Here is a 13,453-nt window from a genome sequence, read left to right on the forward strand (position 1 = left end):
GAACGCTGGACGGTAGGTAGCGAGGGGTGGCCAATCGCACCCGAAAACACCGAAGCTTGACCTGAAAAAACCCAACCCAAACATCAACGAGACCCAGGGATCACACCGAAGACTGGCCGGCTTCAAATCCCCCACAAAGGCTTCATGCAAGACCTTCACTGCAGCAGGGGCTTCAAACATAGTCGCGAAAGTTCAACTGCCTGGTCGATTGTTCTGAGGCGCTTCCCGCACGGTCTGCACGGCTCGTCGGCGGCAGGACCCAACGTCTATCCATTGCGCGCTTTAGCGCGGCGTCCAACTCGGCTGTCCGGTACGAGGGCATTTGCGCCTCGTTGATCCAGCCGAAGCCGAGATGTCGGAACTGGTCCGCCGGCACCGTGACCCGGCTTTTGTCCAGTTCCCGTACGAAGTCCGCCGACCAATCATGGATCGTGTATGATTCAATTTTATCCATCATCAGCCGCCAGCGCTCGATGCGCTCGTCGCGCTGCATATTGGCCGCTCTGGAAATTGCGGCCGCGATCTCGGCAGGGCTGGTCGGATCCACCAGCAGCGCTCCATTTCTGTCGAAGTCTTCGGCCGCACCCGCAAACTTCGACAGCACCAAAACGCCGGGATTTTCCGGATCTTGCGCAGCGACATATTCTTTCGCGACCAGATTCATGCCGTCACGCAGGGGTGTTACCACGCAAACATGCGCGGCGCGATAGAGACCTGCCAGTTGAGCCTGCGTAAAAGGATCATTCTCGTAGAGGATCGGCCTCCACTCGTCCGTGCCATGCTCGTCATTGACACGTTTGACCAGGCGCTCAACGTCGCGCTTATAACTTTTATAGGCTTCGATTTCCGTGCGCGAGGGGTTGGCGATCTGCAGGAGCACTATGCTGCGCGGCTCGGCTGCCAGGACCTGATCGAAGGCTTCGATCCGGGCGTCGATACCCTTGGTGTAGTCGAGCCGGTCGACCCCGATGGCAAGCTTCGCGCCGTTGAGTTTCTTCTGCAAGGACGAGATATAGCGGTCCTGTTTCGTAAGCGACTCCGAAGCATGCTGTGCGAACTGTTTGGGATCGATACCGATCGGAAATTTCTGACAACGCGTCTGCCGGCCGTCCGAAATCACCACACCGTGCTCGACTTCCAGTTCGAGATGGGTGCGCACGCAGTCACAGAAGTTGTTCAGGTCCCAGTTGGTCTGAAAGCCGAGCAAATCGTAGGCGAGCATCGATTTCATGAGTTCACGATGGTTGGGCGCTCGCTCCATCATATCGGGTGCTGGCCATGGCGTATGCAGGAAAAAGCCGATCGGCTTGTCGACGCCGAGATTGTGCAGACCAGCGCCGAGTGGAAGAAAGTGATAGTCATGCACCCAGATTGCATCGCGATCCCGGAATTGGAAAGCGGCTCCCGCCACGAACTTGTTGATCTCTTGATAGCTTTGATAGTTTTCTGCGGAGCCAGCCATTCGGTCAGGCAGCGAGTGCAACGCCGGCCACAATATCGAATTCGCGAAACCTTCGTAATACCCAGAATAGTGCTCGCGCGGCAGATCGAGCTTCGCGACTTGGCCCTCGCCGTGCTGCCCGATGTCCATGGCCTTCGTGCCGTCGCCCAACTTGCCCGAGGACCCCATCCAGACCGCGCCAGAGCGTTCCACCACAGGCTCGAGGGCCGCGGCTAGCCCGCCCGTCTTGGGTTGATCGGGGTCAAAAGTTGCAACGCGGTTCGAAATGAGGACAAGTCTCGGCTGCTGGGTTGCCTCACCGATATGGTCCTTTCGCTCGGCGGAGCCGGGGCAAGGGGAAGGATCTGCACTGGATCGTTGCGTGCAATGCTGCGCTGCCTCCTCGCGCCGATGCTGGTCAAAGGCTGCGTGTTGCATTCCTGAGGCTGCCGAGTGAACAGTGTTATTGATTCTATCCATTCCATATCCGTGGTAAGCGCCTTGCCGATCCCCCGTGCGACTTGGCTTGAGCTTTGCGGAAGTTCCAGGGCATGAGCTACTCGATTGGCCTTTGAGGATGCCATCGACATTCGCCCGCGAAAGGCCATCCGCCTCATATTCGCGCGTTTCCGCTGCTGCACGATCACCATTTAGGGCCATAGCCACGGCTGCGGCCGAGAGCCGACCACCACATCGCCACCCGGGATTTAGCGGAGTGCGGTCCGCGAATTATTGAAAACGAACGGTAGGCCCGCATCCGCTGCAGATCCACCGACAGATCATCATCTTGCTCCCTGCCGATACTGTTCCGCCCCTGGGCGAAATCCTCCGATTCCAAATTTGCTGAGCGCTCCTCCTCCTGTGTGGCGTTGATATGCAAGGTCCTAATGAGATCCTCGAATTTGCTAACCTCTCGCCACGCCTCACGTACTACGCTGTACGCTTCCTCACGTTCCTGCCGAGCCAGGTCGGCTTCTGCCTGAGCTTTTTCAATGCGTTTTCCGAGTAGCTGTTCGTATTGACGCAGCGAGACCATCTGCGCGTTCACCGCTTCAAGATCAGTGAGAGCGGCGGTTTTCCCGATTAATGGTTCGTATAGCGCGAGTTCGCGACGGGGAAGGTCTTGGCGCCATCTCCGAAGATTTGTCGAGGCGATACCAATAGCCCTCACAGCATTGTCGAGAGTCGTGTGCCTCACGCGCAGCGCATGTTCGGCGCGGCGGCGCCGCAGTTCCTTAAGTTCGAAAAGGCGATGTACCGCTTCGGGAGTCATGCCAAACACCCAGCAAGCGCATCGAGCATTGCTTCGAAGCCGACCTGCTCCTGTGTGGACTGCCGCAAGAAGCTTCTTATGTGGTCTATTTTAGCGATCGCTGCATCGGCGATCGGATCGGCTCCTTCCTTGTACTCGCCGATACGTACCAGGAGTTCCACCTCGTGGAATTTGGCCATCAGCTGCCGTAGGCTGCCCGCCAACCGCTCATGGTCCGACGATACAATAGCGCTCATGACGCGGCTGATACTCGCCAGAATGTCGATAGCCGGATAGTGGTTCGACATCGCCAAGGCGCGTGAGAGTACGATGTGACCATCGAGAACGGATCGGGTTTCATCGGCCACCGGTTCGGCCATATCATCGCCCTCCACGAGCACTGTGTAGAATGCGGTTATAGATCCGCAGTGGTTGTTCCCAGCGCGTTCCAAAAGCCGCGGCAGTGAAGCGAAAACCGACGGCGGGAAACCACGCCGTGTCGGCGGCTCACCGGCCGCGAGACCAATCTCCCTCAGTGCACGCGCGAAACGGGTTACTGAATCCATGAGAAGTAGCACACGCTGTCCTTGGTCTCGGTACCATTCGGCGATCGCCGTAGCGACATAGGCCGCTTTCGCCCGCTCCGTTGCGGAGCGGTCAGAAGTAGCAACGACAAGAACCACTCTCGATCGCGCTTCTGCGCCGACACTGTGTTCGATCAGCTCCTGTACCTCCCGGCCACGCTCGCCGATTAGCGCTATCACGATCACGTCAACCGCTGCGCCACGCACCAGCATCGACATCAGGGTACTCTTGCCCCCGCCCGCAGAGGCAAAGATGCCTATGCGCTGCCCCTCGCCGCACGTCAGAAGACCGTCGATTGCCCTTACGCCGACAGGAAGAACTTTGTCGATACTACGCCGGGTCAGGGGATCCGGCGCTTCCCTGTAGACAGGCACGTGGGCTTCCGAAAGCAAGGGTCCATTGGTGGATTCGTCCAAAGGTCGGCCGAAACCGTCGAGTACGCGGCCGAGCAGGTGCCAGCCGGTCGGCACCATGAGGGGCTTTCCCGTTGGGATCACTTCAGTGAGCGTCGAGAGGCCGTGCATTTCCCCGAGGGGCGTCAGGATGGCGACATCGCACTGCACGCCGACGACTTCCGCCGACAATTCCAAGTTGTGCTCCGGACTGCGGAGAGTGCAAAGGTCACCGATGCGGGCGCCCGGCGCCATTGCATGGATAACCGTTCCAACAATCTGGAGGACACGGCCGCGGACGTGCATTGTCGACACCTGCGCGATTGTTTTTTTTGCGAGCTGGAAGAAAAAACGGATGTTCTCGTGCTCACAGGGAATAACGGCTTTGGTCGGCTCGGCTGGTTCGAACATCACTTTGTCCTTCGGACATTACTATGCTTTGGCCCTTCAGAGGTGTTAGGCAGCTACGCAAGCCGCTTTCGATCGCCGCAAGCTGGCTGTCGATCGTGGCGTCCACCAGTCCAGCATCGGTCTCGAGAATGCATCCGGCATCATTTACGCGTGCGTCGGCAATCAGGTCGATGACGGCACGCGATGTCGCTGTCGGGAGGATCTCGTCTAACCGACTGCGGACCGCCTCGAGGAGCGGCGGTGCCACGCGTAGCCGGACGACGGAGTTGTGGCCGGCAAATTTCAGACCGCGCAAGGCGATCTGCACCGCCGCATCCACCGGCTCGACAGTGTCGATGATCCGACGCGCGATCTGCAGGCCCATGGCGATGATATGCGCCTCATTTTGCGCCATGATCCGCAGAGAATCCGTGGCGACCGCGGTCAGACGGGCCTCGATTGCCTTTTGTGCTGCAGCAAAGCCAGCCTCTTTGGCCTGCGCCTCGATCGCTTGGGCGGCTCCCCGCGCCATGTCGATCAGCGCATCAGCGTCGCGCCTTGCCTGCATGAGTAGTTGCTCGGCGTCCAACAGGGCCTGTGCGCTCGCGGCCGGCAAGATCCGCCCAGGGCCGAGGATCCCGGCCGATGCAGCCGTTAGCTGAACCAATGCGACCATGCGGGCATCCTCTTGCGGACCAGTCGCCGGATCGCATAAAATGCGCCCTCGCCAGCATTGTGGTCACGACAAGTCTCTACCACTGCCGCCCAGATTGGCGCGGGACAGCGCACGCCTAGCCGAGTCCGCAGCATTTGCGGAATGTCGCCAATCGCAAGGCCGAACATCGCCGCGCCGCAGTGAAGCAATTCGCTGGTCGCGAACGGATTGTCAGAAGCACGAATCGCCGACATCAGTTCGGCAGGCGGTCGCGGCAAAAGCGCGGCTTCGTGGGCGAATGCGACGGCTTCTTCCCCGAGGTCCGCGCGAACCGCCGCGATATCAGTTGTCCGAAGAAGTCTCGTAAGGCCGGCTGCCCCCACCCAGGCGCCCGCAAGGCGCATGAGGCGCACGGCGTCCTGCGACGGGAGAAACGCGAGCCTGCTTCGTGGCGCGGCGCCAGCATCGATGATGGCGGACGGTTCATCATTTTGGCCACGAAGGAGCCAGCGCCCAAGCCTGACACGAGTGAACGGGTCGCTCTGAGCGCTATCCAGCGGCATCCATTCGGGCCAACCATGTGCCTTTGTGGAATCGAGATCAGCGGCAGGATCGGCAATGCAGCACATGACCGCCCTCGCCCAAGGTGCATCAAGCCATTCATCCGACATTCCTGCTGATCTCCCCGGCTATCACTTCTGAATTGTTGATCTCATTGAGGCGCTATTCCGGTGTCCGACGGGCGACGCCATAGCAGGAAGGCGAGAACACCATTGCCGATAAGCGATCCGGTAATGCCGCATGCAAGCGCGATCACCAGATGGCCTGTGCCGCTGTCTTCTGTCGTGAGGACGGCTGTTCTATCAACGGAACGTAATAAGGCGCTGGCCTGACTTGCCTGCACGAGAACGACGGAGACTCTTTCGTAGGACACGCCCTCCAAACTGTTTGCGACGAGCTCTTTGACTTTCGGTACGATCTGATCGACGATAGTTCCGGGCGCATAACGGATAAGCACAGCAGCGCTCGAGGGGAAGGATCGGTCTCGATTGTCACTCGTCTCTTGGGGCAAGACCGCATGGACGCGAGCATTGAGCACGCCATCGATGCTTGAAAGGGTCCGCGACAGCTCCTGTGTAATGCCATAAATGTAGCGAATGCGCTCCGCTGTCGGCGATGAGATCAAACCTTCGTTCGCGAAAAGACTGCCTATATCGGCATGGTGGTCGCGTGGCAGTCCGGCGCCTTTCAATACCTCCATGGCGAGGGGAACATCCTTCGTATCGACTAGCAAGGAGGCAGTGCCGTCGTTGTCCGTCGTTTTTTCGGCATCGATGCCTTGACCCGTGAGCAGTGCAAGCATTTCGTTCGCTTCGTGCGCCGAAATATTGCGGTAGAGCTCGAGCTTCGATTCGCAGCTCACCAGTGTGAACAACAAAAGAAATGTCGCGAGCCGCTTCAATACAAAGATCACAGGTCCACCGGCGTAGGATCATTGATTTTTTAAGAAAGCATCCAGGCTCTGCGTGGCCTTGCCGACCACCTTGGCCAGCATGTCGCACTCGAGCGACAAAGCTGATATGGCGATCTGCGCTCTCAGCCAATCACCTGCGTGCATTTCCCCCGGTTTCATACTCGCCGCAGTGCTTCGAGCGGCTTCCATGGCGTGTGTAAAGCCGACGCTTAGCTTCTCCATGCTGCTCAGGATGGCGTCTCCCGGCGTGCCGACGACGCCAGATCCGCGCGCCGCCTCGGTCAACGGGTCGATTGAAGCGGTCGCTGACCTATCGTGCAGCGCCGACAAGTCGGGCTGATCCATTGTGGCACGAAAGGCGTCAATGGATTCAGTTGATATGTTCGATACGATTGCACTGCCGCTTGGCAAAACTGTGGGTGGACTGATGCTGTTGACGCTCACTAGATGTCCCTCTCTACAGCATGTCCGACGGAGCTCTTGCCAAACGCGGCGACGAGTCCATCGACATCGGGATCTCCACCCGGAACCCGCCTGAGTAAGGTATCGCGCTGGCTGAACCGTCCGGCAAGATGGAGAGCCAGCGCCTCGAAGGCCAACCCATATGCGTCATTGGCGTCCGAAAGCGGACGGAGCTGTTCCACTGCCGCCTCGATATCTCCCACCGTCAGATCCGCGACGGCGTAAGCTATGACGGACTCCCTACTACCCGGCGCAATGGCGCTAAGTCCTTTCGCAATTCGTCTGGCCCGCACTATGTCGTTCGAAATGCAAGCCAGGAATGCCGCTTCGGCAAGGTTCCGTCGTAAGCCGGCCCCAATGTCAGTGCGACCCCCGGCTGACATTGATGTGCACGAAGGAGACATCTTTATATCTTCTCTCTGGCCGAGTTGCCCGTAACCTGCGATTGTAACCGGCCGGCAACTTCTTCGAATCGCTCCCACAACGACGGCATTCGTTTCATCCTTAACTTGCATCCGGGGGCCGCTAATCCACGCGCCGGCAGCCTCTTCGATTTTGCCTAGTCGTAAGCAGCCAGCAAGACGTCTCACCGCCAATGTTGTCCGATAGCATGCCAACCGCAAATACAAAGGTGATATACATCCATACTTACCGGATATGGCGCGCTGAAAGGTATCGCATATCCCCAATCCTTTAGGCTAGGACGCTTCGATACCATCGGGTCTCCTGATGTGCACATATCGGAATAATATTTTTGATTCTGTCTCGTTGCAGCTAGCTGTCTGTGTTCCCGTCAGGTGGCGCTGTGTGCCGACCGGGGTGGTGCTCTGCTGCTCGACTGCCAATGGCATAGGGCGGCTGTAAAGCGAGGTGTCATTCTGAAATGTGGCCATTCAACAGGATGGAACCTGCCATCGGCATCACGCCGTCAAGCAGTCGCTGCTCTCCAGCGATCAAAACTTCGCGCGGCTTGGATAGCAAAGATCTAGATAAGACGATGGCGAGCGCGCGGCAAACGATCGCGCAGGTGGAGAGCTTCTTGAGACAAGGTCGGGAGCAGCTTGGTCAACAAGCTAAGCTGTTGGGCGAGTGTGCCATCACCGGGGATGTCATCTCCAGATTCGTTGAGGCTCAAGACGACAGTTTTCGGCAAGCTTACACGTGCGAGCGGCAGGCGGCTCTGAGCGAGATCAACAATCTCACTTCCATTCAGCTGCCGGTATGTGGGCCGCGCGTCAAGCCGATGCGACTGAGGGTCTGAGGCTGTGACGCAGAAGGTAGAGGAGCTAGTAACGGACGGTGGCGAAGCGGACACTGAGGCTGGACGGCTGGCACGGCTTACCGAAGAGATCATCGCGGGTCGTACGGATTTGGCGGCTGTCATCGGGATCACGGATGACGAACTCGAGGCGGTCTACGTGCTCGGCCATCGTTTTTATTCCGCCGGTAGATACGGCGAGGCGCTGAGCTTCTTTCGTTTTCTATGCATGCACCGGTACATCGACCCGAGATTTTGGTTCGGATTCGGTGCTGCCAGTCAGATGTTGGGTGATTCAGCAAATGCCGTGCGTGCCTATGCATTGGCTGCGCTGCTGGACGACGAGGATCCGCAGATCCCGTTACGCGCCGCAAAATGTCTCATCAAGCTCGATGAGCCAGCGGCAGCCTTGAGCGCCCTTGAGAGCGTATTGGAGCTTAGCAGTGGGAAGCCTGAGCATAGAGCTTTCGCTCAGCAGGCGTCGCTTATGCTGCGTAGACTCAGGCCCGAAGCAGGTTGAAAAGGAGGCTGCGATGCATAACGTCAGCAAAATGAAAGCGGTCGGTGGAACGCTACTTGAAGCTGGGATGCTAACGAAGATCGACGCTTCCACCAGCAATTCTTCAACTGGTTTTAGCAAATCGGGCGCTGAACTTGCGCTGCCACCAGTCTCTGGCGGTTCTCCGGCGTCAGATGCGGTCCCACAGTTACCCCCACCACGGGCCTTTAGTGCGATGGAACTGGCCGCCAAGTTTCTGAGCCTCACGACGAAGATGGCCGACAACGACGTTGCAGCGGGTATGAAGGATGTACGCCACCGAAGTGAACTACAGAAGCAGCAGAATGATAGGATTGCCCGAAACATTGCGGCCGCTGCTGAGAAGTTGAGGCAAGCTAAGAAAACTTCGGGGCTCATGAGGATATTTGGATGGATTGCGGCCGCACTGACGGTCGTGGCGGCAGTGGCCACCGGCGGGGTTCTCGCGTTCACGGCCGCAGCGGTGAGTGTCGCCATGGTAGCCGCGACCGAGGCAGGCGTCATCGATAAGATGACGCGGGCCATTGCGACGGGTCTCATGGAAGACCAAGGGGTGGCGCAGAATCAGGCCAAGTGGTGGGCCACGTTCATTACGGTTGCCGTCGTCCTTGCTTGCTCACTCGCCACGTTAGGCGCCGGTGCCGGGTCTGGCGGGTGGAATGCGGTGACGAGCATTGCAACGAAGATCACGGGCCAGAGCGATAAGGTAGCGAAGATTGTTATGGGAAGTCAGCGCGTTGCGACCGCCGCTCGGGCGGGCGAAGGCATTGCTTCGGCAGCTGGGGCCTCGGCGGGGATTGCGAGCGGCGTCCAGCAGAAGCAAGCAGTCGACGCCCAGGCGGAGACGTTGGACATCAGGAAATTCCTCGCCAAGCTGGCGCAGCTTCAAGAGGACGAGATCGCGCGCATCCAGGAGTTGTCCCTCGGTATGAAGACTATGACGCAGAGAGTTGTCGATGCGTTGGAGGAGCAGACTCGATCCGCATCAATTGTCATACGACACATCGCCTGACGAGCGCCCATAACTGTCCATGCTATGAGAACGTTAGGAGAGCATGCATGCGACATACTGTCGTACAAACAAACTGCACTGACCGCCATCATCTGTCGGACGCTGCTGTGCATGAACATCGGTCTATATTGCCGATGTTCATGCCCACCAATGGCATGAGTATGAGGGACGCCGAAGTCGTGTCAACGCCGGCCGATGTCCAATTGCAGAGATCGGCCGGCGGGCCAACACTCGGAGACGTCGCCGCCCACAACAATAGTGCCGAAGCTAGTCTGGGAGCACGGCTAGCCTCAGTTGACATATATAAAATTAGCGCGTTGCTGCACAGCCTCAATCTGGAGTTCCGTGACTCTGCGAGATTGGACCGGCAAATTGCGCGTGACTGCGACATCGCGGCGCAGGGAGCTGCTGCCAAGGCGCTTCGCGATTCAGGGCTATGTCAGCTGGTCGGCACGTTCCTAACCTCCGCCTTCGCGATAGCCGGTGCGGGTGTCAGCCTTAAAGGCGCGAGTAAGGCACAGGCGCGTTTCGATGTGGAGATCGGCAGTTCGACGGCCCGCAACAAGACGAGTTTTAAGGCCGGCCTATTCAAGCACGGCGGCATAAGACAACTATTTCAGGCCGGCCTATTCAAGCACGGCGGCAGAAGACAGCTAAATGAAGCCCTCTGTAATATTGCCTATTATCTGCTGAGACGCGCTGCACGAGGGCCTCAAGCCCCCCGCGCCCGCTTGGGTAGTCGGCCTGCCGGCTTTGACCCAGACAGGGTCTACAGAGCCCAGCAAGTCGCACAGCGGACCACGATGAGCTGGGGTGGTGTCGCTACGGGCATAACCGAGCTCGGCAAGCTCGGTGGTGCCGCCCTCAACATGGGGGCGACGGTTGAGCAGGAGAAAAAGGCAAAGCTGGAAGCGGAGAGCACCAAGATGCGCTCTCGCGCTGACGACGAGAGTGAATTCAAATCGGCATATGAAAAGATGATCCAGGATGTTCTGGAAAAGCTTTCCGAAGTGAGACGCGCGGACGCTGACACGAGGAGCAAGATCGCCAACATGGGATGAGAGCAGGAACAAGTTAAATCTACACAGGAAAAGGTCGATGATGATCTCAAAGACGGACTTCGGAAATGCATTTTATCGCGATGTGTCCAACACTTCCGGGAGTGGGGGCAGCTTGGCCGCGATGGCACTGCTACTCCAGATAGAGCGGTATAATATTCTCGATGCTCAAGCTAAAGACGAATTCGAAGACATGCAGAAGCGGAATGATTGGCTGAAGACCGCGAACGCCGCTCTGGCCGCGCTGCGCGTCAACCGGCCCGGTAACGACAAGGACGTTAAAGATTATGGCACGTTTGTGGACGCACAGGGCAAGACCCAGAATGTCCATCAGTGGATGCTCGCGAACGGCATCCCTATCGAGCAGAACAAGGGCGATACCGCCGGTGTTCAGTCGGAGTTCGATGCCGCCATCTCCAATCTCAAATCGCGCATCGATACTGTGAATAGCGACTCGCAGATGGCGTTAATTCGCCTGCAATCCCTGATGGACAAAGTAAATCAGTCCGTTGAGCTGGCGACCAACTTGTTGGCCAAGGATACCAAAGCTAAGGAGATCATCCTTGGCAATATCAGGTAAAGAGCGTTCGTGCCCGCGCACCCGGCCCGCGAATATTGTGGCGTTTGTAGTTTGTCAAGTAGGCGTGAGCGGATGACCGTTTCCAGCAGGAATACTGTATTGCTTTTTCTCCCCTGTTTACTGTTACCTCTTGGTGGATGCGCCAGCAGTGGTACGATTGCAGAGCGCGCGATTTTATTAAACTCGCCGTCCTTCGTCCCCTCTGGATCTGTGTCTGCGCAAGAGGCTCGCGGACCGCAGACTAACGGCTTTGAAGTGCTGGCGCAGAGGCAAGCGCAGCCAGTCGCAGCCACAGGTGAACGGAAGCTGCCGGTGGTGTCGGATAGAAGGCCGGTGAGCCTCGACTATACCAATGTCGACATTCGCGAAGTGGTGCAGGACATCGTTGGTGATATTATGAGCATGCCCGTTGTTATAGATCCTGGCGTTGGAGGGAAAATGAGCCTTCATACATTGCGCCAGGTGCCCGCGAATGACGTGCCTCGGCTGCTCGACAAAGCGCTGGCGCCGCACGGCTATGGGTTAGCTGCGGGTGGTCAAGGAGTGCGGGTGGGGCGTTTGGCCGACCTCGCCGGCGGGACGCAGAATAGCGTCCAAGTTATTCCTGTGAGGTATGTCGATCCGACTGAGGTGGTCGAAGTAATCCGACCCAACTTGGAAGAGGGTGTGCGCCTCACTCCAGCGCCCGGAGGGGGAAGCATTGTTGTCAGTGGGCCACCTGAATCTGTGAGTTCTGTGCGGCAACTGGTCGACCTCTTTGACACCGACGACATGCTTCACAAATCATTCGCGCTGTACACGCTGTTGCAAGCGAGCCCGGCCGACGTCGAGCGAGAACTCAGTTTGTTGTTTACGCAAAGCGGCCGAGAGAGAGGGCCTGTCCAATTTGCGGCGCTAGAGCGATTGAATGGTATCCTTGTTGTGGCTAAAGATCCTGCAGCTCTTAAGCAAGTCCACCGGGCGATCATCAAACTGGATAGTGCGGCCGGGGCTACGGCAGGAATTCACGTGCGTCCACTGCTGTACCGGCGAGCATCGGAACTGGCGCATGTGCTGGCGCAAACGTTCGGCGCTGAGGCGCCCAGTGCTGTTGCGCGTGCACAGCCTGCGGGGACGTTCGGCAGGTTATCGGTGGGCAGTGGCGCATCCAATCAAACCAGTCTGCCGGTCAATGTGCCAGATTTGCCGATCGAAACGCCAGATGCGACGAGCTCGATCACACATCCGGTGAACGAAATATCAATTGCGGCGAAGCCTCTCGGCCTCTCGGCGCCGGTGCGGATCCAGGCGGACCCCGGACAGAACGCGCTCATAGTATTCGCAGCACCCCACGACTACAAGCTCGTGGAAGCCGCGATCCGTCAACTCGACATCAAGCCTAGACAGGTTCTCATCCAAGCCATCGTTGCCGAGGTGAGGCTGAGTAATGATCTACGCTATGGCGTGGACTATCTCCTGTCGACCAGGGGCTTGGGCGCAGTTCCAAATGGCTTGTCGTATGCCTTTCCCGGCGAAGGGGCCAACATTGTGTTACATGCGCTAAGCGGGCTTGGCGATGTCAAGGTTGTATCTGCGCCGCGCATCCTGGCAGTCGACAATCAAACCGCCACGATTCAGGTGGGGGATCAGGTCCCGATCCTGGTCCGATCATCGCAATCTACCGTAAGCGAGAACTCATCGATCGTCAGCGAAGTCGAGATGCGCGACACAGGAGTGATATTGGCTGTTACGCCCAGAATCGGCGCTGGCGGCAGTATAACGCTAGACACGTTTCAGGAGGTCAGCACAGGCAACAGGAACACGCTCACCGATGTCCAATCTCCAGTGATTTCGGTGCGCCGATTGCGGAGTACCGTATCGACACGAAGCGGCGACACGATCGTTATTGGGGGATTGATGCAAGATAGCACCAACCGCTCCAATCTGGGCCTTCCTATGCTGAAGGACATTCCGCTTTTGGGGGCGCTGTTCCGCAACACGGAACACGCCAAGCAACGGACCGAACTCTTGATATTGCTTAACCCCCGGGTGGTTGACAGCGACGCCGACGCAAGAGCCCTGACCGAGGAGCTGCGCGAAAAGTTCGAGTCCCTGGCCCCCGACTTGGGCCGCCGGCTGTCGCCGTCAGCTCAGCCGCACAGTCGAAAGCGAAATGGGGGCAGCTGACCTGAACCGGCTCGGCTGCCGGATTGCGCGAGACTATGAATGGATCGCTCTCTCCACATAGGGAGTGCTCTGGTAGTGACCAGCAGCACGAATTCGTCGAGGTCAGATCGTTGTGCGCCATGCGCCCCAACCTGCGGCGCCGGCAACTGGCGTCCACCGGATCGGTGTGCGCGATATGTTGCAGACCATT

At 58.3% G+C, this 13,453-nt stretch carries 13 protein-coding genes; 6 read left to right on the forward strand and 7 right to left on the reverse strand.

The window, feature by feature from the left end; all coding sequences use genetic code 11:
• Positions 1–172 precede the first annotated feature (172 nt).
• The 7 genes from PZN02_RS30290 to PZN02_RS30320 form a co-directional block, all read right to left on the reverse strand.
• Complete coding sequence (locus PZN02_RS30290; RefSeq protein ID WP_280663701.1) at positions 173–2,101, reverse strand: alpha,alpha-trehalose-phosphate synthase (UDP-forming); 1,929 nt, start codon at positions 2,099–2,101, stop codon at positions 173–175.
• Complete coding sequence (sctO, locus tag PZN02_RS30295; RefSeq protein WP_280663702.1) at positions 2,085–2,714, reverse strand: type III secretion system stalk subunit SctO; 630 nt, start codon at positions 2,712–2,714, stop codon at positions 2,085–2,087. Before sctO ends, PZN02_RS30290 begins: the two co-directional genes overlap by 17 nt.
• Positions 2,711–4,081 (reverse strand): type III secretion system ATPase SctN, encoded by a 1,371-nt coding sequence (gene sctN / locus PZN02_RS30300; protein ID WP_280663703.1) that lies wholly within the window; start codon positions 4,079–4,081, stop codon positions 2,711–2,713. The genes sctO and sctN overlap by 4 nt, the downstream gene beginning before the upstream one ends.
• Complete coding sequence (locus PZN02_RS30305) at positions 4,038–4,736, reverse strand: FliH/SctL family protein (RefSeq protein ID WP_280663704.1); 699 nt, start codon at positions 4,734–4,736, stop codon at positions 4,038–4,040. The genes sctN and PZN02_RS30305 overlap by 44 nt, the downstream gene beginning before the upstream one ends.
• Positions 4,737–5,427: 691 nt before the next feature.
• Positions 5,428–6,189 carry a type III secretion system inner membrane ring lipoprotein SctJ gene (gene sctJ, locus PZN02_RS30310; protein WP_280663705.1) on the reverse strand — a complete coding sequence of 254 codons (762 nt, stop codon included), beginning with the start codon at positions 6,187–6,189 and terminating at the stop codon, positions 5,428–5,430.
• A gap of 18 nt (positions 6,190–6,207) precedes the next feature.
• A complete protein-coding gene (locus tag PZN02_RS30315; RefSeq protein ID WP_280663706.1) occupies positions 6,208–6,633 on the reverse strand; it encodes an EscI/YscI/HrpB family type III secretion system inner rod protein in 426 nt (141 codons plus the stop codon).
• Positions 6,633–6,854 (reverse strand): hypothetical protein, encoded by a 222-nt coding sequence (locus PZN02_RS30320; protein ID WP_280663707.1) that lies wholly within the window; start codon positions 6,852–6,854, stop codon positions 6,633–6,635. Before PZN02_RS30320 ends, PZN02_RS30315 begins: the two co-directional genes overlap by 1 nt.
• 698 nt (positions 6,855–7,552) lie before the next feature.
• Between PZN02_RS30320 and PZN02_RS30325 the strand changes: the two genes are divergently transcribed.
• From PZN02_RS30325 to PZN02_RS30350, 6 genes are all read left to right on the forward strand, one after another.
• A complete protein-coding gene (locus PZN02_RS30325) occupies positions 7,553–7,912 on the forward strand; it encodes a hypothetical protein (protein ID WP_280663708.1) in 360 nt (119 codons plus the stop codon).
• Between the two features lie 4 nt (positions 7,913–7,916).
• Positions 7,917–8,429 (forward strand): SycD/LcrH family type III secretion system chaperone, encoded by a 513-nt coding sequence (locus PZN02_RS30330; RefSeq protein ID WP_280663709.1) that lies wholly within the window; start codon positions 7,917–7,919, stop codon positions 8,427–8,429.
• 13 nt (positions 8,430–8,442) lie between these two features.
• On the forward strand, positions 8,443–9,459 hold the full coding sequence (sctE, locus tag PZN02_RS30335; protein WP_280663710.1) for a type III secretion system translocon subunit SseC family protein: 1,017 nt from the start codon (positions 8,443–8,445) through the stop codon (positions 9,457–9,459).
• Positions 9,460–9,506: 47 nt separating this feature from the next.
• A complete protein-coding gene (locus tag PZN02_RS30340) occupies positions 9,507–10,520 on the forward strand; it encodes a hypothetical protein (RefSeq protein WP_280663711.1) in 1,014 nt (337 codons plus the stop codon).
• Between the two features lie 37 nt (positions 10,521–10,557).
• Positions 10,558–11,097, forward strand: a complete 540-nt coding sequence (locus PZN02_RS30345; RefSeq protein WP_280663712.1) for a hypothetical protein — start codon at positions 10,558–10,560, stop codon at positions 11,095–11,097.
• 72 nt (positions 11,098–11,169) lie between these two features.
• On the forward strand, positions 11,170–13,263 hold the full coding sequence (locus PZN02_RS30350) for a secretin N-terminal domain-containing protein (RefSeq protein WP_280663713.1): 2,094 nt from the start codon (positions 11,170–11,172) through the stop codon (positions 13,261–13,263).
• Positions 13,264–13,453 lie beyond the last annotated feature (190 nt).

Origin of the sequence: Sinorhizobium garamanticum, from assembly GCF_029892065.1 — a bacterium.
Taxonomy (GTDB): Bacteria; Pseudomonadota; Alphaproteobacteria; order Rhizobiales; family Rhizobiaceae; genus Sinorhizobium; species Sinorhizobium garamanticum.